The 20,462-nt window shown below is 66.4% G+C and carries 21 protein-coding genes and 1 tRNA gene; 16 read left to right on the forward strand and 6 right to left on the reverse strand.

Annotated features, from left to right (window positions below; translation table 11 throughout):
• Positions 1-53 precede the first annotated feature (53 nt).
• From HWY45_RS29900 to hisC, 8 genes are all read left to right on the forward strand, one after another.
• A complete protein-coding gene (locus tag HWY45_RS29900) occupies positions 54-1,877 on the forward strand; it encodes a tetratricopeptide repeat protein (RefSeq protein ID WP_059566547.1) in 1,824 nt (607 codons plus the stop codon).
• A complete protein-coding gene (gene lolB / locus HWY45_RS29905) occupies positions 1,877-2,506 on the forward strand; it encodes a lipoprotein insertase outer membrane protein LolB (protein ID WP_059566546.1) in 630 nt (209 codons plus the stop codon). Before HWY45_RS29900 ends, lolB begins: the two co-directional genes overlap by 1 nt.
• Before the next feature lie 31 nt (positions 2,507-2,537).
• Entirely contained in the window at positions 2,538-3,419 is an 882-nt protein-coding gene (gene ispE / locus HWY45_RS29910; RefSeq protein ID WP_059885320.1) for a 4-(cytidine 5'-diphospho)-2-C-methyl-D-erythritol kinase, read from the forward strand.
• A gap of 52 nt (positions 3,420-3,471) precedes the next feature.
• A tRNA-Gln gene (locus HWY45_RS29915) sits at positions 3,472-3,548 on the forward strand.
• Positions 3,549-3,593: 45 nt separating this feature from the next.
• A complete protein-coding gene (locus HWY45_RS29920) occupies positions 3,594-4,550 on the forward strand; it encodes a ribose-phosphate pyrophosphokinase (RefSeq protein ID WP_059566595.1) in 957 nt (318 codons plus the stop codon).
• A gap of 157 nt (positions 4,551-4,707) precedes the next feature.
• Positions 4,708-5,313 (forward strand): 50S ribosomal protein L25/general stress protein Ctc, encoded by a 606-nt coding sequence (locus HWY45_RS29925; protein WP_059566594.1) that lies wholly within the window; start codon positions 4,708-4,710, stop codon positions 5,311-5,313.
• Between the two features lie 107 nt (positions 5,314-5,420).
• Positions 5,421-6,023, forward strand: a complete 603-nt coding sequence (pth, locus tag HWY45_RS29930) for an aminoacyl-tRNA hydrolase (protein ID WP_042586348.1) — start codon at positions 5,421-5,423, stop codon at positions 6,021-6,023.
• Positions 6,024-6,128: 105 nt separating this feature from the next.
• Positions 6,129-7,196, forward strand: a complete 1,068-nt coding sequence (hisC, locus tag HWY45_RS29935) for a histidinol-phosphate transaminase (protein WP_059885318.1) — start codon at positions 6,129-6,131, stop codon at positions 7,194-7,196.
• A gap of 49 nt (positions 7,197-7,245) precedes the next feature.
• On the opposite strand, the gene HWY45_RS29940 is transcribed toward hisC, so the two are convergent.
• The 3 genes from HWY45_RS29940 to rsmD all read right to left on the reverse strand — a co-directional run bounded on the left by HWY45_RS29940 (position 7,246) and on the right by rsmD (position 8,798).
• On the reverse strand, positions 7,246-7,512 hold the full coding sequence (locus HWY45_RS29940; protein ID WP_026045197.1) for a YfhL family 4Fe-4S dicluster ferredoxin: 267 nt from the start codon (positions 7,510-7,512) through the stop codon (positions 7,246-7,248).
• A gap of 59 nt (positions 7,513-7,571) precedes the next feature.
• Positions 7,572-8,072 carry a pantetheine-phosphate adenylyltransferase gene (gene coaD / locus HWY45_RS29945; RefSeq protein ID WP_059566543.1) on the reverse strand — a complete coding sequence of 167 codons (501 nt, stop codon included), beginning with the start codon at positions 8,070-8,072 and terminating at the stop codon, positions 7,572-7,574.
• Between the two features lie 111 nt (positions 8,073-8,183).
• Positions 8,184-8,798 carry a 16S rRNA (guanine(966)-N(2))-methyltransferase RsmD gene (rsmD, locus tag HWY45_RS29950; protein ID WP_059803152.1) on the reverse strand — a complete coding sequence of 205 codons (615 nt, stop codon included), beginning with the start codon at positions 8,796-8,798 and terminating at the stop codon, positions 8,184-8,186.
• 206 nt (positions 8,799-9,004) lie between these two features.
• Here rsmD and ftsY point away from each other — a divergent pair, with 206 nt between their 5' ends.
• Positions 9,005-10,174, forward strand: coding sequence for a signal recognition particle-docking protein FtsY (ftsY, locus tag HWY45_RS29955; RefSeq protein ID WP_059566541.1), 1,170 nt, complete (start codon positions 9,005-9,007; stop codon positions 10,172-10,174).
• Positions 10,175-10,250: 76 nt separating this feature from the next.
• Here ftsY and maiA read toward each other — a convergent pair whose 3' ends face one another.
• Positions 10,251-10,895: a maleylacetoacetate isomerase gene (maiA, locus tag HWY45_RS29960; protein ID WP_059885316.1), complete on the reverse strand. Its 645-nt coding sequence runs from the start codon at positions 10,893-10,895 to the stop codon at positions 10,251-10,253.
• Positions 10,896-11,112: 217 nt separating this feature from the next.
• Between maiA and ybiB the strand changes: the two genes are divergently transcribed.
• The gene (gene ybiB, locus HWY45_RS29965; protein WP_059885314.1) at positions 11,113-12,096 is read left to right on the forward strand and encodes a DNA-binding protein YbiB; all 984 of its coding nucleotides are present in this window, start codon (positions 11,113-11,115) and stop codon (positions 12,094-12,096) included.
• Positions 12,097-12,506: 410 nt separating this feature from the next.
• Entirely contained in the window at positions 12,507-14,153 is a 1,647-nt protein-coding gene (leuA, locus tag HWY45_RS29970; protein WP_059885312.1) for a 2-isopropylmalate synthase, read from the forward strand.
• 141 nt (positions 14,154-14,294) lie between these two features.
• On the opposite strand, the gene HWY45_RS29975 is transcribed toward leuA, so the two are convergent.
• On the reverse strand, positions 14,295-14,678 hold the full coding sequence (locus HWY45_RS29975) for a nuclear transport factor 2 family protein (protein ID WP_059566537.1): 384 nt from the start codon (positions 14,676-14,678) through the stop codon (positions 14,295-14,297).
• Positions 14,679-14,723: 45 nt separating this feature from the next.
• Complete coding sequence (locus HWY45_RS29980; protein WP_059566536.1) at positions 14,724-15,296, reverse strand: acyloxyacyl hydrolase; 573 nt, start codon at positions 15,294-15,296, stop codon at positions 14,724-14,726.
• Between the two features lie 362 nt (positions 15,297-15,658).
• Here HWY45_RS29980 and rpoH point away from each other — a divergent pair, with 362 nt between their 5' ends.
• From rpoH to cydX, 5 genes are all read left to right on the forward strand, one after another.
• Positions 15,659-16,594: an RNA polymerase sigma factor RpoH gene (gene rpoH / locus HWY45_RS29985; RefSeq protein ID WP_059566535.1), complete on the forward strand. Its 936-nt coding sequence runs from the start codon at positions 15,659-15,661 to the stop codon at positions 16,592-16,594.
• A gap of 302 nt (positions 16,595-16,896) precedes the next feature.
• A complete protein-coding gene (gene cydP, locus HWY45_RS29990) occupies positions 16,897-17,163 on the forward strand; it encodes a cytochrome oxidase putative small subunit CydP (RefSeq protein ID WP_230942011.1) in 267 nt (88 codons plus the stop codon).
• Positions 17,153-18,733 carry a cytochrome ubiquinol oxidase subunit I gene (locus tag HWY45_RS29995; RefSeq protein WP_059803161.1) on the forward strand — a complete coding sequence of 527 codons (1,581 nt, stop codon included), beginning with the start codon at positions 17,153-17,155 and terminating at the stop codon, positions 18,731-18,733. Before cydP ends, HWY45_RS29995 begins: the two co-directional genes overlap by 11 nt.
• A 37-nt stretch (positions 18,734-18,770) precedes the next feature.
• Entirely contained in the window at positions 18,771-19,907 is a 1,137-nt protein-coding gene (gene cydB, locus HWY45_RS30000) for a cytochrome d ubiquinol oxidase subunit II (RefSeq protein ID WP_059885310.1), read from the forward strand.
• Between the two features lie 54 nt (positions 19,908-19,961).
• On the forward strand, positions 19,962-20,087 hold the full coding sequence (gene cydX, locus HWY45_RS30005) for a cytochrome bd-I oxidase subunit CydX (protein ID WP_059885308.1): 126 nt from the start codon (positions 19,962-19,964) through the stop codon (positions 20,085-20,087).
• Positions 20,088-20,462 lie beyond the last annotated feature (375 nt).

Raw genomic sequence — 20,462 nt, forward strand, 5'->3', positions numbered from 1 at the left:
GCGTGTATTGTAGCGAGCGCGTTACAATCGGCTGAAACATCGAACGGATTTCCATGACCCTGCCCTCGAAGCTGCTTCAGAAGCGCCCTGCCGCCGCACGCGGCTGGCGCGCGCTCCCGGTCCGCCGTGCGCTTGGCGCCGCGCTGATCGCCGCATGGACCCTCACCGCGCTGCCGGCCCATGCGCAGGATCCTGCGCCGGACGACGCCGCGCAGCAGGGTGCGTTCGATCATGTGCTGCCGGACGAGAAAAAGGATCTCCCGAACCTCGCGTTGACGAGCCAGATCGTCTACCAGGTGCTCGCCGCCGAGGTCGCGCTGCAACGCAACCAGCCCGCGCCGGCCTACCAGACCTATCTCGCGCTCGCGCGCGACACGCGCGATCCGCGCATGGCGCAGCGCGCGACCGAAATCGCGCTCGCCGCACAGAGCCCGGCCGACGCGCTGTCGGCCGCGAATTTGTGGCGGCAGTATGCGCCCGATTCGAACCGCGCGTCGCAGGTCGATGCCGCGCTGCTGGTGCTGGCCGGCAAGCCGGCCGACGCGCAGCCGATGCTCGCGCGCGAGCTTGCCCGCGCGACCGGCGAAACGCGGGGCCCCGCGATCCTCGCGCTGCAGGCGCTGCTCGCGCGCGGCCCCGATCGCGTCGGCGGCCTCGCGGTGCTGAAGGACATGCTGAAGAACGACATGGGCCGCCCCGAGGCGCAGCTCGCGGTCGCTCGCCAGCAGCTCGCCGTCGACGACAAGGACGGCGCCGCGCAGTCGCTCAAGCAGGCGCTGCAGATCCGCCCGGATTACCTGCCCGCGGCGCTGATGCTGTCGCAGATGGGGCCCGCTGAGCGCGCGGCCGGCATCGTGTCGTTCGAGAAATACGTTCAGCAGCATCCGAAGTCGCGCGACGCGCGGCTCGCGCTGTCGCAGCTCTATCTCGCCGACGACCGCCTCGACGACGCGCAGAAGCAGTTCGAGACGATGCGCAAGCTCGACGCGAAGGATCCGACGCCGCTGATGGCGCTTGCGCTGATCAAGATTCAGCAGAAGAAACTCGACGACGCGACGGGCTACCTGAAGCAGTACGTGCAGCTCGGCGAGAAGCAGCCGAATGCCGACGTCGGCCAGGGCTACATCTACCTCGCGCAGATCGCGATCGACCAGGGCAACGACGCGGTTGCGTCGCAATGGCTCGACAAGGTCGACCAGACGAGCCAGCACTACCTGCCCGCGCAGGTCACGCGCGCGCAGCTGCTGCAGAAACAGGGCAAGACCGACGAAGCGCGCAAGGTGCTCGACAACCTGCCGGTTTCCGACCCGCGCGATGCGGCCGTGATCGCGCGCACCGACGCGTCGATCCTGTTCACCGCGAAACGCTTCGGCGAAGCGGAGGCGCGCCTGTCGCGGGCGGTCGACGACTTCCCCGACGATCCGGACCTGCGCTACGACTACGCGATGGCGGCCGAGAAGACCGGCCACTACACGACGATGGAAAAGCAGCTGCGCGAACTGATCCGCACGCAGCCCGACAACCCGCAGGCATACAACGCGCTCGGCTATTCGCTCGCCGACCGCAACCAGCGCCTGCCGGAAGCCAGCAAGCTGATCGAGAAGGCGGTCGCGCTCGCACCGAACGACGCGTACATCATGGATAGCCTCGGCTGGGTGAAATTCCGGATGGGCGACTCGGCCGGCGCGACGAAGGTCCTGCGGCGCGCGTACGACCTGCAGCCGAACGCCGAAATCGGCGCGCATCTCGGCGAGGTGCTGTGGAAGAGCGGCGCGCAGGACGAGGCACGCACCGCGTGGCGCGCCGCGCAGAAGCTCGAGCCGGACAACGAGACGCTCGTGCAGACGCTCAAGCGCCTCCAGATCAACGGCCTCTGATGCGCATGTCCCCGACGTTTTCCCTGTCTTTCCGCGCGATGCGCGGCCTCACCACGGCCCTCGCGGCCGCCGCGGCGCTCGCGCTCGCCGGCTGCGCGAGCACCCCGCCGTCGGCAGGCGCTCCGTCGGGCGGCGTGCTGCAGACGAGTGCGGCGCACGCATATCACGGCCGCTTCGCGGTGCAGTACAGCGACCGCCTCGGCCGGCCGCAGAACGTGTATGGCAACTTCGACTGGCAAGAGCAAGGCGACGACGTGTCGCTCGAGCTGCGCAGCCCGCTCGGCCAGACGCTGGCGATCGTGAAGTCGTCGCCGCGGGCGGCCTCGCTCGAGCTGCCGAACCGCCAGCCGCAGTTTGCGCCGGACGTCGGCGAACTGATGCAGAACACGCTCGGCTTCGCGCTGCCGCTCGCCGGCCTGCGCTACTGGCTGCAGCCGACGCCCGCGCCCGCGACGCCGGCGCAGATGGTGCGCGACCCCGGCGACGGCACGCGCATCAAGCAGATTCGGCAGGACGGCTGGACGATCGATTACGTCGCCTACGCGGACGCGCCGGCCACCGGCGTCAAGCGCGTGAACCTCGTGCGCGCGACGCCGCCGCTCGACATCAAGCTCGTGCTCGACCAGTAAGCGCGCGCCTCCAACCCGATACGACACCAGCATGACCGATTCGACCCGCTCGCTGCGCAACTGCCTTGCGCCCGCGAAACTCAACCTGTTCCTGCACATCACCGGCCGCCGCCCGGACGGCTATCACGACCTGCAAAGCGTGTTCCAGCTGTTGAACTGGGGCGACACGCTGCACTTCACGCTGCGCGACGACGGCAAGGTCGCACGCGCGACCGACGTCCCGGGCGTGCCCGAGGAAAGCGATCTCGTCGTGCGTGCGGCCCGCCTCCTGAAAGCCCACTCGGGCACGGACGCAGGCGTCGACATCGAGATCGACAAGCAGCTGCCGATGGGCGCGGGCCTTGGCGGCGGCAGCTCCGACGCGGCGACGACGCTGCTCGCGCTGAACCGTCTGTGGGGGTTGAACCTGCCGCGCGCGGAATTGCAGACACTCGCCGTAAAACTCGGCGCCGACGTGCCTTTTTTTGTTTTTGGAAAAAATGCGTTCGCAGAGGGTATCGGAGAAGAATTAGCTGAGGTAGAATTGCCGACTCGCTGGTTCCTGGTTGTGACGCCGCGTGTTCATGTCCCGACTGCTGAAATTTTTTCAGATAAGTTGTTGACAAGAGATTCGAAGCCAGTCACAATTACGGACTTTCTTGCACAGCAAAGCAGCGACGCAGGATGGCCAGACAGCTTCGGCCGGAATGACATGCAGCAAGTTGTGACAAGTAAGTACGCGGAAGTTGCGCAGGCGGTCAAATGGTTGTATGATGTGACCCCCGCGAGGATGACCGGCTCTGGAGCAAGCGTGTTTGCAGCGTTTCGCAGCAAACAGGAAGCAGAAGCGGCGAAAGCCAAACTGCCCGCCGGTTGGAACGGCGCAGTTGCCGAGAGCCTGAACGAGCATCCGCTCTTCGCTTTCGCGTCATGAAGTTTTACTTTGCCGGACGTCCTACCGTCCGACAGAGTTGTCAGTTAAGTGTAGGGGAGTCGCCAAGTTGGTCAAGGCACCGGATTTTGATTCCGGCATGCGAGGGTTCGAGTCCTTCCTCCCCTGCCAAAAATTTTCCCGCATTTTCCCGCCCAAGCCCGAAGCAGGTGCATGATGAGCAGCCATGACGGCCTGATGGTTTTTACTGGCAACGCGAATCCCGCGCTTGCTCAGGAAGTCGTCAATATTCTTGGAATCCCCCTCGGCAAGGCAATGGTCAGCCGTTTCTCCGACGGCGAGATCCAGGTCGAGATCCAGGAAAACGTGCGCGGCAAGGACGTCTTCGTCCTGCAATCCACGTGCGCGCCGACCAACGACAACCTGATGGAACTGATGATCATGGTCGATGCGCTGAAGCGCGCATCCGCCGGCCGGATCACCGCAGCCATCCCCTACTTCGGTTACGCCCGCCAGGATCGCCGCCCGCGTTCGGCGCGCGTCGCAATCTCGGCGAAGATCGTCGCGAACATGCTGGAAATCGCCGGCGTCGAGCGGATCATCACGATGGATCTGCACGCCGACCAGATTCAGGGCTTCTTCGACATTCCGGTCGACAACATCTACGCAACGCCGATCCTGCTGGGCGACCTGCGCAAGCAGAACTACTCGGATCTGCTGGTCGTGTCGCCGGACGTCGGCGGCGTGGTCCGCGCCCGTGCACTGGCCAAGCAGCTCAACTGCGATCTCGCGATCATCGACAAGCGTCGCCCGAAGGCGAACGTCGCCGAAGTGATGAACATCATCGGTGAAGTCGAAGGCCGCACCTGCGTGATCATGGACGACATGGTCGACACCGCCGGCACGCTCTGCAAGGCAGCGCAAGTGCTGAAGGATCGCGGCGCGAAGCAGGTGTTCGCCTATGCGACGCACCCGGTGCTGTCGGGTGGCGCCGCCGAGCGCATCGCCGCGTCGGCGCTCGACGAACTCGTCGTCACCGACACGATCCCGCTGTCCGCCGAATCGCTCGGCTGCTCGAAGATCCGCTCGCTGACGAGCGCGAGCCTGCTGGCCGAGACGTTCTCGCGGATCCGCCGCGGCGATTCGGTGATGTCGCTGTTCGCGGAATCCTGACCGGATACCGTCAAGCAAAGCATGCGCGGAAAGCGAAGCGGCAACGCTTCGCTTTTTGCACAATCGGCCGGGACTCACGAAACCCCGGCCGTTCAATCGGGGGCCGCTCGACGGCCCCGTTTTACTGCCTGGTCGCGGGCAGCAAATGGAGAAACACATGAAAGTCGTCGCTTTCGAGCGCCAACTGCAAGGTACGGGTGCGAGCCGCCGCCTGCGTAACGCCGGTAAGACCACGGGTATCGTCTACGGTGGTGAAGCAGCTCCGCAAATGATCGAGCTCGATCACAACGCCCTGTGGCACGCGCTGAAGAAGGAAGCCTTCCACTCGTCGATCCTCGACCTCGAAGTGGCCGGCGCATCGCAGCAAGTCCTGCTGCGTGACGTTCAGTACCACCCGTTCAAGCAACTCGTGCTGCACGTGGACTTCCAGCGCGTCGACGCGAAGAAGAAGCTGCACACCAAGGTGCCGGTTCACTTCGTGAACGCGGAAACGAGCCCGGCCGTGAAGCTGTCGAGCGCCATCATCGCGCACGTCGTGACGGAAATCGAAGTCGAGTGCCTGCCGGCCGACCTGCCGGAATTCGTCGAAATCGATCTGGCGAAGATCGAAGCAGGCCAGTCGCTCCACGCGAAGGACGTCGTGCTGCCGAAGGGCGTTGCGCTGACGTCACACGTCGAAGCTGAAAACCCGGTCGTCGCGTCGGCAGCCCTGCCGGCTGGCGCCGTGGCGGACGCGGCAGAAGGCGAAACGCCGGCTGCCTAAGCGCCCCTCGATCCGTTTTCCGAAACGGTCGACGCAACCCGCCGCGGCTTGCCCGGCGGGTTTTTCTTTTTTGCGCCCAGGCGGCCCGCCGCCGCCATCGAAACGTCATGATCAAACTGATCGTCGGCCTCGGCAATCCCGGGGCGGAATACACCGCGACGCGCCACAACGCCGGCTTCTGGCTGATCGACCAGCTGGCCCGCGAAGCAGGCGCCACGCTGCGCGACGAGCGCCGCTTCCACGGCTTCTACGCGAAAGCCCGCCTGCACGGCGAGGAAGTCCACCTGCTCGAGCCGCAGACGTACATGAACCGCTCCGGCCAGTCGGTCGTCGCGCTCGCGCAATTCTTCAAGATCCTGCCCGATCAGATCCTCGTCGCGCACGACGAGCTCGACCTGCCGCCCGGCACCGTCAAGCTGAAGCGCGGCGGTGGCAGCGGCGGCCACAACGGCCTGAAGGACATTTCCGCGCACCTGTCGTCGCAGCAATACTGGCGGCTGCGGATCGGCATCGGCCATCCGCGCGACCTGATCCCCGAAAGCGCGCGCGCCGGCGCGAAACCGGATGTCGCGAACTTCGTGCTGAAGCCGCCGCGCCGCGAGGAGCAGGACGTGATCGACGCATCGATCGAACGCGCACTCGCCGTGATGCCGATGGTCGTCAAGGGCGAGCTCGACCGCGCGACGATGCTGCTGCATCGCAACGGCTGACCCGCTTCCGGATGCGCGGCCGCACTGCGCCGCGCGTGACCGGGAAGCCGCACCACGTGGCCCGCATGAGGTAATCTCGATGTTTTACCTGTCAGGAGCCACGCGGTGAGCCGTTACTGGAGCGACGTCGTTCAGCAACTCGTGCCTTACGTGGCGGGCGAACAGCCCGCGCTCGCGCACCCGCTCAAGCTGAACACCAACGAGAATCCCTATCCGCCGTCGCCGCGCGTCGTCGCGGCGATCGCGCACGAACTCGGCGAGGCCGGCGATTCGCTGCGCCGCTATCCGGATCCGCTCGCGCGCCAGCTGCGCGAGACGGTCGCCGCCCATCACGGGCTGTCGCCCGACCAGGTGTTCGTCGGCAACGGCTCCGACGAAGTGCTTGCCCACACGTTCCAGGCGCTGCTCAAGCACGACCGGCCGCTGCGCTTCCCCGACACCACGTACAGCTTCTACCCGACCTATGCGCGGCTGTACGGCGTCGCATACCAGGCGCTGCCGCTCGCCGACGATTTCTCGATCCGCGTCGACGACTATCTCGGCGATGCGGGCTGCGTGCTGTTTCCGAACCCGAACGCGCCGACCGGCCGCGCGCTGCCGCTCGCGGATGTCGAGCGGATCGCCGCCGCGAACCCGTCGTCGGCGGTCGTGATCGACGAGGCCTACGTGGATTTCGGCGCGCAGTCGGCCATTTCGCTGATCGACCGCTACCCGAACCTGCTCGTCGTGCACACGACGTCGAAGGCCCGCTCGCTCGCCGGGATGCGGGTTGGCTTCGCATTCGGCCATGTCGATCTGATCGACGCGCTGAACCGCGTGAAGGACAGCTTCAACTCGTATCCGCTCGACCGTCTCGCGCAGGTCGCCGCGCGCGCGGCCTACGAAGACGACGCCTACTTCGACGCGACCTGCCGGCGCGTGATCGACAGCCGCGCGCGGCTCACGCGGGCGCTGGAAGAACTGGGGTTCGATGTCGTGCCGTCGGCCGCGAATTTCGTGTTCGCGCGCCATCCGGCGCATGACGCCGCCACGCTGTCGGCGCGGCTGAAGGAACGGGAGATTTTCGTGCGGCACTTCAAGCTGCCGCGGATCGACCAGCATCTGCGCATCACCGTCGGCACCGATGCCGAGTGCGACGCGTTCGTCGCGGCGCTGCGCGACCTGCTGGGCTGAACAGGCGGGAACGGCCCGGGCGGCTCGAGCCGCCCGGCCCTTTATGACGTCACGACGCGTCGTCGCCCTTTGCGGCGACCAACACGTGGTACTTCTCCATCAACTGCGCGTGCGTTTCCGCGTGCTGCGGATCGCGCGGAATGCATTCGACCGGGCACACCTGCTGGCACTGCGGTTCGTCGAAATGGCCGACGCATTCGGTGCACTTGCCGGGGTCGATCACATAGATTTCCGGGCCCATCGAAATTGCGCCGTTCGGGCACTCAGGCTCGCACACATCGCAATTGATGCACTCGTCGGTAATCATCAAAGCCATACTGATCTCACTTCATCGGGCCCGTGGCCGGCTTCCCGGGGAAACCGGCCGGCACTGCATTACGCGACCGGGCCCGGGCCCATCGCGGCCACTTTTTCCGTCAGCCACTTCTCGACCGACGGGAATACGAATTTGCTCACATCTCCGCCCAACTGGGCGATTTCGCGCACGATCGTCCCGGAAATGAACTGGTACTGATCGGACGGCGTCATGAACATCGTCTCGACGTCCGGCAGCAGGTAGCGGTTCATCCCCGCCATCTGGAACTCGTATTCGAAATCGGACACCGCGCGCAGGCCACGCACGATCACCCGCGCGTTGTTGGTGCGGACGAAATCCTTCAAGAGGCCGGTGAAGCCCATCACCTTCACGTTCGGATAATGGCCGAGCACCTCGTTCGCAATCTCCAGACGTTCTTCGAGCGAGAAGAACGGCTTCTTCGCGCGGCTGTCGGCAACGCCGACCACCAGCGTATCAAAAATGCTCGACGCACGCCGCACGAGGTCTTCGTGGCCACGCGTCAGCGGATCGAACGTACCCGGATACACGGCGACTACCATGTCGCTCCTCCTGTCATCAAGCAAATGGGGGCGCAGCCGTGCGACACGCACGCCACTGCCGAGCTGGACGCGCGTCGCCATGCCGGCGCGGCGCCTCGTTGGGAACGCGCATTATTCATCATTTTCGCGTCGCAGCAAATGATAGTGGACCGCACCGGCCTTGCCATGCTTCACGACCTGCCAGCCGGCGAGTGCGTCGTGCGCGGCCGGGTCGAGCACGTCGCCCGTTTCGACGTAGAGCGCGCCGCCCGGCGCGACGAGCGGCGCGGTGAGCGCGATCGCGCGCGCCAGCACGGCCGCGTCGCCGAACGGGGGATCGAGGAACACAACGTCGAACGCGCCCGGCGTGAGGCCGGCCGCCAGCCGCAGCGCATCGGCCTCGGCGACTTCGACGGCGCGCGCGCCGAGCTTGTCCTTGATCGCGCGCAGCTGCTGCGCGGCGCGCGGATGGCGCTCGACCATCACGACGTTCGCCGCGCCGCGCGACGCGGCTTCGAAGCCGAGCGCGCCGGTGCCGGCGAACAGGTCGAGGCAGCGCTGCCCGTCGAGATCCTGGCCGAGCCAGTTGAACAGCGTCTCGCGCACGCGGTCGGGCGTCGGACGCAGGCCGTCGAGGTCGAGCACCGCGAGCGGCGTGCGTTTCCAGTCGCCGCCGATGATGCGGACGGCGTGCGGCTTGCCGCGGCTGGTGGAGGCCGCTGGGCGGCCGGAGGATGAACGGGACATACGGAAGGAATATCGACGACGGAGGATCGGGCGCGCACGGGGCGCGCCGCCGGACAGGCGCACGTTACCACAGCGGCGGCGCGTGCTGCCGCGAGCGCCGCGCTGCGCCTGATAAAATGCCCGGTTTCGGCTGTCGCGCGCGCGGCGGCCCGCACGCAGTCCACGCCGCCAGCGGCGACGGCCTGCCCTCTTCCCGACGCCAGATCATGTTCAGTTTCTTCAAACGATTCAAGAAAACGCAGGAGCCGACTCCCGCGGAATCGCCGTCGGCCGCCGAGCCGCTGCCGGATGCGCAGCCCGCGTCCGCGCCGGCCGATGTGCCTGCCGCGAGCACGCCGCAGCCGGTTGCGCAGCCGCCCGCCCCCGCGCAACCGGCCGCGCCGGCCGTCGTGATGACGGTCACGTCGGCCCAGAACGGCCGCGACGAAGTCGTCGAGACGGTCGAGATCGTCCCGCCGCCCGTGCAGGACGCCGGCGCGAAGAAATCGTGGCTCGCGCGCCTGAAGTCCGGGCTCGCGAAGACCGGCTCGAACATCACCGGCGTGTTCGTCAACACGAAAATCGACGAGGACCTCTACGAGGAGCTCGAAACCGCGCTGCTGATGTCCGACGCCGGCGTCGACGCGACCGAATACCTGCTCGGCGCGCTGCGCGAGAAGGTGCGCGCCGGCCGGCTCACCGACCCGCAGCAGGTCAAGGTCGCGCTGCGCGACCTGCTCGTCGAGCTGCTGCAGCCGCTCGAGAAATCGCTGATGCTCGGCCGCGCGCAGCCGCTCGTGATGATGATCGCGGGCGTCAACGGCGCCGGCAAGACGACCAGCATCGGCAAGCTGGCCAAGCACCTGCAGAGCTTCGACCAGTCGGTGCTGCTGGCCGCCGGCGACACGTTCCGCGCGGCCGCGCGCGAGCAGCTGACGATCTGGGGCGAGCGCAACAACGTGACGGTCGTGCAGCAGGAAAGCGGCGATCCGGCCGCGGTGATCTTCGACGCGGTCAGCGCCGCGCGGGCGCGCGGCATCGACGTGATGATGGCCGACACGGCCGGCCGCCTGCCGACGCAGCTGCACCTGATGGAAGAGCTGAAGAAGGTGAAGCGCGTGATCTCGAAGGCGCACGACGGCGCGCCGCACGAGGTGCTGCTCGTGATCGACGCGAACACGGGCCAGAACGCGCTCACGCAGGTGAAGGCGTTCGACGACGCGCTCGGCCTGACCGGCCTCATCGTCACGAAGCTCGACGGCACCGCGAAGGGCGGCATCCTGGCCGCGATCGCGCGGCAGCGCCCGGTGCCGGTCTACTTCATCGGCGTCGGCGAGAAGGTCGAGGACCTGCAGCCGTTCAGCGCGGAGGAATTCGCGGACGCGCTGCTCGGCTGAACGCCGCGCGACATCGTCCCGCACCGAGGGCGCCGCTCAGATGACGGCGCCCTTTTTCATGCGCGCGCGGCGCGCATCACTCCGCGTCGGGCTGCGCGCCCGGCGCGGCCGCCTTGAACGCGTCGAGCGTCGTCGCGTGGTCGTAGATGCGCTGGATCGTCGGAAAACCCGACGTGTCGATCGAGAAGCGGTTCGCGTTGAACACCTGCGGCACGAGGCAGATGTCGGCGAGCGTCGGCGTATCGCCCAAGCACAGCCGGCCGGTGCGCGGATCGTTCGCGAGGCGCGCCTCGAGCGTGCCGAAGCCCGTCTCGATCCAGTGCCGGTACCAGTCGTTCTTCGCCTCTTCCGGCACTTGCAGCATGTGCTTCAGGTATTTCAGCACGCGCAGGTTGTTCAGCGGGTGGATCTCGCACGCGATCTGCAGCGCGATCGCCCGCACGTAGGCGCGGTCGGCCGGCTGCTTCGGCAGCAGCGCCGGCTCGGGATGCGTTTCCTCGAGATACTCGATGATCGCGAGCGACTGCTGCAGCTCGACGTCGCCGTCGATCAGCGTCGGTACGAGCGCATCCGGATTCAGCGCACGATAGTCGTCCTTCAGTTGCTGGCCGCCGTCGCGCAGCAGGTGCACCGGCACGTAGTCGAACGGCAGCTGCTTCAGGTTCAGGGCGATCCGCACGCGGTACGACGCGGAACTGCGGAAATAGCTGTAAAGCTTCATCGGATGTCTCTCGTTGTCTCGTGATCGGCCGGCGAATGCGTGGCGGGCGTCGCGCGCCGGGCCGGCCGCCGGGGCCCGTGCGCGCATGGCCGGGCCCATGAGTGTAGCGCGCCGCGACGCATCCGCGCGCTTGCCAGAACCGCTCAAATGCGATACTCAAGGGGTTCCTCACATCACTTCCGCGCGGCCCCGACGCCGGCCGCCCCGACACGCTTCGATGACCCCTTCCCACGATCCCGCCGCCCACGCGACCGAACCGTTCCACTGCGCCCGCTTCATCAAGGAAATCGGGCGCGGCCCGCACGGCGCGCGCGCGCTGTCCGCCGAGGACACGTTCGAGCTGTATCGCGCGATGCTCGACGCGCGCGTGTCGGACCTCGAACTCGGCGCGATCCTGATCGCGTATCGCCTGAAGGGCGAGAGCGCCGACGAGCTGGCCGCGATGCTGGCCGCCGCGCACGCGTCGTTCGAGCCCGTGCACGTGCGCGACAGCGCGTTTCGCCCGGTGTCGATCCCGAGCTACAACGGCGCGCGCAAGCAGGCGAACCTCGTGCCGCTGCTCGCGCTCCTGCTCGCGCGCGAAGGCGTGCCGGTGCTCGTGCATGGCGTGACGCGCGACCCGGGCCGCGTGACGAGCGCCGAGATCTTCGCGGCGCTGTCGATCGCGCCGTCGGCGTCGCACGACGCGATCGAGGACATGCTCGCCGAACACCGCGTCGCGTTCGCGCCGATCGACGCGCTCGCGCCGCGGCTCGCGCGCCTGCTGGCGATGCGCGGCGTGCTCGGCGTGCGCAACTCGACGCATACGCTGGTGAAGATCCTGCAGCCGTTCGCGGCCGCGGGCCTGCGGCTCGTCAACTACACGCATCCGCCGTACCGCGACAGCCTCGCGCAGCTGTTCCGCGACCATCCGGCCGCCGCGCGCGGCGGCGCGCTGCTCGCGCGCGGCACCGAGGGCGAGGCCGTTGCCGACACGCGCCGGCAAGTGCAGGTCGACTGGCTGCACGACGGCGCATGCGACACGCTGATCGAGGCCGAGCGCGCGTCGGCCGACGCGCCGCCGGTCGCGCTGCCGGAATCTCGCGATGCGGCGACCACGGCCGCATGGACCGACGCGGTGCTGCGCGGCGAGATTCCGGTGCCGGAGACGGTCGCGCGACAGGTCGAGACGATCGTGCGCATCGTCCGCGTCGACGCGTGAGCCCGCGCCGGCGCGGCGTGCCATCGACATGTGGCCACGCGCCGCCGGCCCGTCCGACACCCCGCATTTGACACGCGCACGCATCCTGGCATAGAGTTGTCGCCATGCGTTCCTTTCCGAACCCCCTCCGAATTACCTCCGGCCGCCTAGCGCGGCCGCTATCGCTACGACTAGCCTAAGGCTGTCGTAGCGCCGTGTGCTGTCCGCACGGTCCCTCCCAGCAGTTCCTCGCAGTACCCCTCTCGCAGTTTTTACAACCGAAGTCGTCAGCATTCGTCCGTCTATCCGTCGGCCGATTCGCGAAGATCATCCGCATCCGCAGCGCACTCAGGCGCCACGGTGCGAGGCAGCGTCAACCGTCGCGCATGCCGCCCGTCTTCGCTCGCGACTTGAGACCCGAGGTCAAGAAGATGAAGCGCAACCCGCAAGACAAGTACCGTCCGTTCGAGCCCGTCCGCATCAACGGCCGCCGCTGGCCGACCCGCACGATCGAGCGTGCGCCGATCTGGATGAGCACCGACCTGCGCGACGGCAACCAGTCGCTGATCGAGCCGATGAGCATCGAGCAGAAGCTCGAGTTCTTCGAGATGCTCGTCGCGATCGGCTTCAAGGAGATCGAAGTCGGTTTTCCGTCGGGGTCGCAAACCGACTTCGATTTCGTCCGCAAGCTGATCGACGAGAAGCGCATTCCCGACGACGTGACGATCGAAGTGCTCGTGCAGTCGCGCGACGACCTGATCGCCCGCACGTTCGACGCGCTCGAAGGCGTGCCGCGCGCGATCGTGCACCTGTACAACGCGATCTGCCCGTCGTTCCGCCGCATCGTGTTCGGGATGTCGAAGGACGACGTGAAGGCGCTCGCGGTCGACGGCACGCGGCGCATCAAGGAACACGCGGCCGCGCGCCCGGACACGCACTGGACCTTCCAGTACTCGCCGGAAACCTTCAGCATGACCGAGCTGTCGTTCGCGCGCGAGGTGTGCGACGCGGTCGCGCAGACCTGGCGGCCGACCCGCGAGCACAAGATGATCGTCAACCTGCCGGCGACCGTCGAAGCGGCCACGCCGAACGTGTTCGCCGACCAGATCGAATGGATGGACCGCAACCTCGGCTATCGCGACAGCATCGTGCTGTCCGTGCATCCGCACAACGACCGCGGCACCGCGGTCGCCGCCGCCGAGCTCGCGCTGCTCGCGGGCGCCGACCGCATCGAAGGCTGCCTGTTCGGCAACGGCGAGCGCACCGGCAACGTCGACCTCGTCACGCTCGCGCTCAATCTCTACACGCAGGGTATCGACCCGGGCCTCGACTTCTCCGACATCGATGCGGTGCGCCGCGTCGTCGAGCGCTGCAACCAGATTCCCGTGCATCCGCGCCATCCGTACGCGGGCGACCTCGTGTTCACCGCGTTCTCGGGCTCGCACCAGGACGCGATCCGCAAGGGCTTCGCGCAGCAGCGCCCCGACGCGATCTGGGAAGTGCCGTACCTGCCGATCGATCCCGCCGATCTCGGCCGCAGCTACGACGCGGTGATCCGCGTGAACAGCCAGTCCGGCAAGGGCGGCGCGACGTACCTGCTCGAGCGCGGCATGGGTTTCACGCCGCCGCGCCGCGTGCAGATCGAGTTCAGCCACGCGGTGCAGACGCTCGCCGACGCGTCCGGCGAGGAAGTGACGGGCGACGCGATCTGCGCGCTGTTCTCCCGCGAATTCTTCGAGACCGACGGCCCCGCCGCGCGCAGCGGCAGCGGCGCGCGCTGGCAGAACCGCGAGATCGGCGGCGCGAGCGCGGCCGATGCGGCGCCGGAACACGCGGCACGGCATGCGGCAGCCGCCTTCGCGGCCGCGGCGCGCGTCGCGATCGAGGTCGGCTCGTGCGAACACGCACGCACGTCGGACGGGCGCATCGCGGTATCGGTCGGCTGCCGGGTCGGCGATGCGCCGCTGCGGCATGGCGTCGGCGTGCACGCGGATGCGGCGGCCGCCGCGCTCGACGCGGTGGTCAGCGCGATCAACCGCTCGGCATGGCATTGCGCCGACCGCCGCGCGGCGGCGTGACGGTGCGCGTCAAGGTTTGAAGAGGGGCAGGCAAAGGGTGCAGGACCACCCGCGCAGCAGGCGATCCGTGCTGCACGGGAAATGAAGAAGCGGCCCAGAAGGCCGCTTCGGACGAGACACGAAAAGGAGCGCCACGCGCGTTCATGTCTCGGTCGCGCACCGCGTCGCCTGCCACGCGAGCAGACGCCAGCGCCCCTGCTCCTGCGCCTGCACGGCGGTGTACGCAATCGGAAACACGAGCCCGCCGTTGTTCGTTTCCATCTCGATCAGCGCCCGACCGGTGACGAGACAGGTCTCGTCGCCGACGGGCAGCACGTCCTGCGACTGGATTTCGATCTGACGATAGCGGCGGCGGCCGGCGGCGATCGCATCGATGAACTGCTGCTTGGTTTCCCGTTTGCCGTTGGTGTGCACGTAGAACACCTTGTCCGACAGCAGCGCGTCGAGCGCCTCGCCGTCGCCGTCCACCATCGCCCGGAACCGATCGCGCTCGAGCGCGCGGATCGCATCGACCACCTTCGCCATCGCCATACTCCTCGGCAACGCGCCCGCCGTGCGCGGGCGTACGGATCAGAAGTTGTACTGCAAGTAGAGCTGGTGGAAATTTATACCAGGATTCGGCTCTTTGATACCCGCGTTAGACACATGTTGAAAACGGTAGCCGACCTGATACTGTTGCCGTTGCCCGAACTGCAGGCCGACGCCGCCCATGGAGGCGAACTGGAATGCGGTCGACACCGAGAAATCCGTCGCTATGGTCGGATGCGACAGGAAGCGCACCCCCGCGCCGGCTTCCACGTACGGGCGGACCGCGCCGGCGCTCTTGATGAAGCGGATCACCGGCGTCGCGCCGACTTCCCAGATGCTCGTGTGAATATTGCCGTTCGTATGCCAGTAGCCGACGTGGCCTTCCGCCACGAACGCAAAGTGCCAGCCGCCGATCTCCCACCACGTCCAGCCCGGATCCCAGACCACGCCGAGGTCGCCCTTGTCGATGCTGTGGCGATCCGAGAATCCGCCCCCTGCCTGGATCCCCCACCGATCCGCAAACGCTGCGCCGGAACCGCCCAGCAATGACGCTGCCAGGACCGTGTGCAACGCAAGCCGGCAAGCCCGCCGACCGTTGTCGTTCTTATTGTTCATCTGACACCCCAACTTTGTAGGTTGAATGGAGTCTGCCACCGGAGGGCCGGACTCGAGCGAACAGAATGGTATGGTAAAGGACTTTTTCGATCGGCATCACAAAGCGAAATGGTTTGCTTCCAAAACTACAAAAATCGGAATCGTCTGCTTAATCTCCTAAAAAACAACGGGTTACGGAACTTGCCCGGATTCGAGTGGTCGCACCTAAAGCTATCGATCTCGCAACTTTGATAGGAAAAGCGGGAACTCCAAAGCCCGCACCCCCTCTAAGGAATTAGCACTCAATTGGCTGGAGTGCTAAGATTGACCGCGGAATCATCCGAGACCGGGGTTCATCCCTGATTCCAAAGGAGTTTTCTTAAGTGAGCAACGCACTGACCCTTCCGAACACCCTGAGCCCGGCGTCTGCTAAGGCCGAATCGGCAGGCTCGCTGGCGCTCGCAACCTATTCGATGTTGCCTGGCCAGCTGGGCAACATCGACGCCTATATCCAGGCAGTCAATCGTATCCCGTTGCTGACGGCCGAGGAAGAACGCCAGTACGCAACCGAATTCCGCGAGCAGAACAACCTCGACTCGGCCCGCCGCCTCGTGCTGTCGCACCTGCGGCTCGTCGTGTCGATCGCGCGCAACTATCTCGGCTACGGCCTGCCGCACGGCGACCTGATCCAGGAAGGCAACATCGGCCTGATGAAGGCCGTGAAGCGCTTCGATCCGGCGCAGAACGTGCGTCTCGTGTCCTACGCGATCCACTGGATCAAGGCCGAGATCCACGAGTACATCCTGCGCAACTGGCGCATGGTGAAGGTCGCGACGACGAAGGCGCAGCGCAAGCTGTTCTTCAACCTGCGCAGCCACAAGAAGAGCATGCAGGCGATGACGCCCGAGGAGATCGACGGCCTCGCGCAGGAGCTCAACGTCAAGCGCGAAGACGTGACCGAGATGGAAACCCGTCTGTCGGGCGGCGACATCGCGCTCGAAGGGCAGGTCGAGGACGGCGAGGAAAGCTTCGCGCCGATCGCGTATCTCGCCGATTCGCACAACGAGCCGACCGCCGTGCTCGCCGCGCGTCAGCGCGACATGCTGCAGACGGACGGCATCGCGCAGGCGCTCGACGCGCTGGACGCGCGCAGCCGCCGCATCATCGAGGCGCGCTGGCTGCACGTCGACGACGACGGCTCGGGCGGCTCGACGCTGCACGACCTCGCCGCCGAATTCGGCGTGTCGGCGGAACGCATCCGCCAGATCGAAGCAAGCGCGATGAAGAAAATGCGCACGGCGCTCGCCGAATACGCGTAAATCCCGCCGATTCAAAATCGCTTCGTCAAAAACCGCTGCCCCTCCGGCAGCGGTTTTTTTCGTCCATAAATTGACCAATTCAATCGGGTATTCACCAAAACGACGCCTGTTCCGCCGATGCTTGATCCAGCTCAAGTTTCGACGAACCCTTCGCGACGGTCCGCCGCAGCGTGGCACTCGGCACGCCGCGGGCGCCCTCTTAAAATTGATACGTCAGGCGCAACAGGATTAGATACTGCTTAATAGCCGTCACCAATCCGACGTAGAGTCGCCCCAAACCTGCTTCAAATCGTTTCAGGATAATGGCCTTGATCTCGATCAATAAAGAGCCAGCCACCAGCGCCACCGGCTGGCGCGGCCGCATCGTCGCGTGGGCACGGGGCCCCACGCTCGCGCGCGACATCACCATCGTGCTGGTCATCAAGCTGGTCCTGCTGATCGCACTCAAATACGCATTCTTCAATCATCCGCAGGCCAAGCACATGTCGCTGCCGCCTGCCGCCGTCGCCGAGAAGCTGCTCTCGGTGCCGGCGCCCGCCTCTACCGAGGGAGACCACCATGATAAGTAGCGAAGTCGTCGATCTGTCACGTCTGCAGTTCGGCATCACGGCGCTCTACCACTTCCTGTTCGTGCCGCTGACCCTCGGTCTGTCCTGGCTGCTCGTGATCATGGAAGCGGTGTACGTGATGACCGGCAAGCAGGTCTACAAGGACATGACCCAGTTCTGGGGCAAGCTGTTCGGCATTAACTTTGCAATGGGCGTGACCACCGGCATCACGCTCGAATTCCAGTTCGGCACGAACTGGTCGTACTACTCGCACTATGTGGGCGACATCTTCGGGGTGCCGCTCGCCGTCGAAGGCCTGATGGCGTTCTTCCTCGAATCGACGTTCGTCGGCCTGTTCTTCTTCGGCTGGAACCGCCTGTCGAAGGTCAAGCACCTGATGGTCACGTTCCTCGTCGCGCTCGGCTCGAACCTGTCCGCGTTGTGGATCCTCGTCGCGAACGGCTGGATGAACAACCCGGTCGGCGCCGAGTTCAACTACCAGACGATGCGCATGGAGTTGACGAACCTGTTCGACGTGCTGTTCAATCCGGTCGCCCAGGTGAAGTTCGTGCACACCGTGTCGGCCGGCTACGTGACGGCCGCGATGTTCGTGCTCGGCGTGTCGTCGTGGTACCTGCTGAAGAAGCGCGACACCGACTTCGCGCTGCGCTCGTTCGCGGTCGCGGCCGGCTTCGGTCTCGCGTCGACGCTCTGCGTGATCGTGCTCGGCGACGAATCGGGCTACACGACCGGCGAAGTGCAGAAGATGAAGCTCGCGGCGATCGAATCCGAATGGGAAACCCAGCCGGCGCCCGCGGCATTCACGCTGATCGGCATTCCGAACCAGAAGGAGGAGCGCACCGACTACGCGATCAAGATCCCGTACGCGCTCGGCCTGATCGCGACGCGCTCGATCGACGAGCCGGTGATCGGCCTGCGCGAACTCGCGAAGCACAGCGAGGAACACATCCAGAGCGGGATGGTCGCGTACGGCGCATTGCAGAAGATCAAGGAAGGCGACACGAGCGACGCAACCCGCGCACTGTTCGACCAGCACAAGCAGTATCTCGGCTACGGGTTGATGCTCAAGCAGTTCACGCCGAACGTGGTCGATGCGACGCCGGAGCAGATCAAGGCCGCCGCGAAGAAGACGATCCCGCCGGTCGCGCCCGTGTTCTTCTCGTTCCGGATCATGGTGTTCCTCGGCTTCCTGTTCCTCGCGACCTTCATCGCCGCGTTCTGGTTCTGCGCGCGCCGGCAGCTGCTGCAGGACAACCGCCGCTGGTTCCTGCGCTATGCGGTGTGGGCGATCCCGCTGCCGTGGCTCGCCGCGGAATTCGGCTGGGTCGTCGCCGAGCTCGGCCGCCAGCCATGGACGATCGCGGGCATCCTGCCGACGCATCTGTCCGCGTCCAGCCTGACGTCGACGGACCTGTACCTGAGCCTCGCCGGCTTCATCCTGTTCTACACGGTGCTGTTCGTCATCGAGATCACGCTGATGTTCAAGTACGCGCGCCTCGGCCCGTCGTCGCTGCATACCGGCCGCTACCACCACGAGCTGGCCGCCGCCACCGAGCGCGCGTCGGCATGACGTCGCACGCGCAAACGAAACCGCACAAGGAATCGCTATGGACTATGCAACTCTCAAGCTGATCTGGTGGCTGCTCGTCGGCGTGCTGCTGATCGGCTTCGCCGTCACCGACGGCTTCGACATGGGCGCGACCGCGCTGCTGCCGTTCCTCGGCAAGACCGACGAGGAGCGCCGCATCATCGTCAACACGGTGGGCGCGACCTGGGAAGGCAACCAGGTGTGGCTGATCACCGCCGGCGGCGCGATGTTCGCCGCGTGGCCGCTCGTCTACGCGGCGTCGTTCTCCGGCTTCTACTTCGCGATGCTGCTGGTGCTGTTCGCGCTGTTCTTCCGGCCGGTCGGCTTCGACTACCGCAGCAAGCGGCCCGACCCGCGCTGGCGCGCGGGCTGGGACTGGGGCCTGTTCGTCGGCGGCTTCGTGCCGGCGCTCGTGTTCGGCGTCGCGTTCGGCAACCTGCTGCAGGGCGTGCCGTTCCAGTTCGACACGGACCTGCGCGTCAGCTATCACGGCAGCTTCTGGGCGCTGCTGAACCCGTTCGCGCTGCTGTGCGGCCTGGTCAGCCTGACGATGCTCGTCGCGCACGGCGCCGCGTTCATCAAGATGAAGACGGACGGCGTGATCGCACGCCGCGCGTCGGTCGCGCTGCGCGTGTCGGCGTTCCTCGCGGTCGTGCTGTTCGTGCTCGCCGGCGTGCTGATCGCGTCCTATATCGGCGGCTATCACATCACGCGCGCCGCGCCCACCGGCACGGTCGCGAACCCGCTGCTGAAGGACGTCGCCGCCGGCTCGGGCCTGTGGCTCGCGAACTACGGCGAGTATCCGTGGATGGTCGCGGCGCCTATCGTCGGCATCGCGGGCGGCGTGCTCGCGCTGCTGCTCGCCGGCTCGCAGCGCGAGAAGACCGCGTTCTTCTGCACGGGCCTGATGGTCGTCGGCGTGATCCTGACCGCGGGCTTCTCGATGTTCCCGTTCATCATGCCGTCGTCGCTCGACCCGAAGAGCAGCCTGACGGTGTGGGATTCGACGTCGAGCCACATGACGCTGCAGGTGATGCTGTTCGCCGTGATCGTGTTCCTGCCGCTCATCCTGCTCTACACGAGCTGGGTGTACCGCGTGATGCGCGGCAAGGTCACGCGGCAGGCGCTCGAGGAAAACACGCACTCGATGTATTGAACCCGGCCGGGGCGCGCATGCGCCCTCGCCTCCCGTTTCGCAAGGAGTCGGATCATGTGGTACTTCAGCTGGATTCTCGGTATCGGCGTCGCGCTCGCGTTCGGCATCGTCAACGCGATGTGGCTCGAAGCGCAGCCCAAGGGCGTCGCGTCGAACGGCGCGCGCGGCGAACGGACGTAGCGCCGCACGCCACGCCGTCGCACCGGACACAACCTCGCCTCGGCGAGGTTTTTTTTCGCCTGGGCGCACCGCCCCGGCACCGCGTTATCTCAAAATCCAATGCCAATCCGGAACCAAATTAATACCACTTGAATACCATTCAAAGGTTTCATATGATCTTTCTCGCGGCCGCGCACAGGCCGCGCCCACTTGGGTGGAGGAGACATGAAAGATCCCCGCTTGGCCCGCTCCGGCGCCTCGCCGAGCTATCGACGTCCATGGGCTGACGGCGCGCCGCTCGCCGCGCGCGGTTCATGAAGCCGTGCGCACATGGCCGCCGGGCCGACCGGCACGCCTGTCCCGAACCCGATCCGTAGCGCCGGCCCCGCGCACGGC

Origin of the sequence: Burkholderia stagnalis, assembly GCF_902830275.1 — a bacterium.
Classification (GTDB): Bacteria; Pseudomonadota; Gammaproteobacteria; order Burkholderiales; family Burkholderiaceae; genus Burkholderia; species Burkholderia stagnalis.

Bases quoted from the DNA above. Each gene is read 5' to 3' on its own strand.
- HWY45_RS29980 (WP_059566536.1), bottom strand. From the start codon at position 15,296: ATGAACAATAAGAACGACAACGGTCGGCGGGCTTGCCGGCTTGCGTTG.
- lolB (WP_059566546.1), top strand. From the start codon at position 1,877: ATGCGCATGTCCCCGACGTTTTCCCTGTCTTTCCGCGCGATGCGCGGC.
- leuA (WP_059885312.1), top strand. From the start codon at position 12,507: ATGAAGCGCAACCCGCAAGACAAGTACCGTCCGTTCGAGCCCGTCCGC.
- HWY45_RS29995 (WP_059803161.1), top strand. From the start codon at position 17,153: ATGATAAGTAGCGAAGTCGTCGATCTGTCACGTCTGCAGTTCGGCATC.
- cydX (WP_059885308.1), top strand. From the start codon at position 19,962: ATGTGGTACTTCAGCTGGATTCTCGGTATCGGCGTCGCGCTCGCGTTC.
- coaD (WP_059566543.1), bottom strand. From the start codon at position 8,072: ATGGTAGTCGCCGTGTATCCGGGTACGTTCGATCCGCTGACGCGTGGC.
- pth (WP_042586348.1), top strand. From the start codon at position 5,421: ATGATCAAACTGATCGTCGGCCTCGGCAATCCCGGGGCGGAATACACC.
- HWY45_RS29975 (WP_059566537.1), bottom strand. From the start codon at position 14,678: ATGGCGAAGGTGGTCGATGCGATCCGCGCGCTCGAGCGCGATCGGTTC.
- cydP (WP_230942011.1), top strand. From the start codon at position 16,897: ATGGCCTTGATCTCGATCAATAAAGAGCCAGCCACCAGCGCCACCGGC.
- HWY45_RS29920 (WP_059566595.1), top strand. From the start codon at position 3,594: ATGAGCAGCCATGACGGCCTGATGGTTTTTACTGGCAACGCGAATCCC.
- HWY45_RS29940 (WP_026045197.1), bottom strand. From the start codon at position 7,512: ATGGCTTTGATGATTACCGACGAGTGCATCAATTGCGATGTGTGCGAG.
- HWY45_RS29900 (WP_059566547.1), top strand. From the start codon at position 54: ATGACCCTGCCCTCGAAGCTGCTTCAGAAGCGCCCTGCCGCCGCACGC.
- maiA (WP_059885316.1), bottom strand. From the start codon at position 10,895: ATGAAGCTTTACAGCTATTTCCGCAGTTCCGCGTCGTACCGCGTGCGG.
- ispE (WP_059885320.1), top strand. From the start codon at position 2,538: ATGACCGATTCGACCCGCTCGCTGCGCAACTGCCTTGCGCCCGCGAAA.
- rsmD (WP_059803152.1), bottom strand. From the start codon at position 8,798: ATGTCCCGTTCATCCTCCGGCCGCCCAGCGGCCTCCACCAGCCGCGGC.
- ftsY (WP_059566541.1), top strand. From the start codon at position 9,005: ATGTTCAGTTTCTTCAAACGATTCAAGAAAACGCAGGAGCCGACTCCC.
- cydB (WP_059885310.1), top strand. From the start codon at position 18,771: ATGGACTATGCAACTCTCAAGCTGATCTGGTGGCTGCTCGTCGGCGTG.
- HWY45_RS29925 (WP_059566594.1), top strand. From the start codon at position 4,708: ATGAAAGTCGTCGCTTTCGAGCGCCAACTGCAAGGTACGGGTGCGAGC.
- ybiB (WP_059885314.1), top strand. From the start codon at position 11,113: ATGACCCCTTCCCACGATCCCGCCGCCCACGCGACCGAACCGTTCCAC.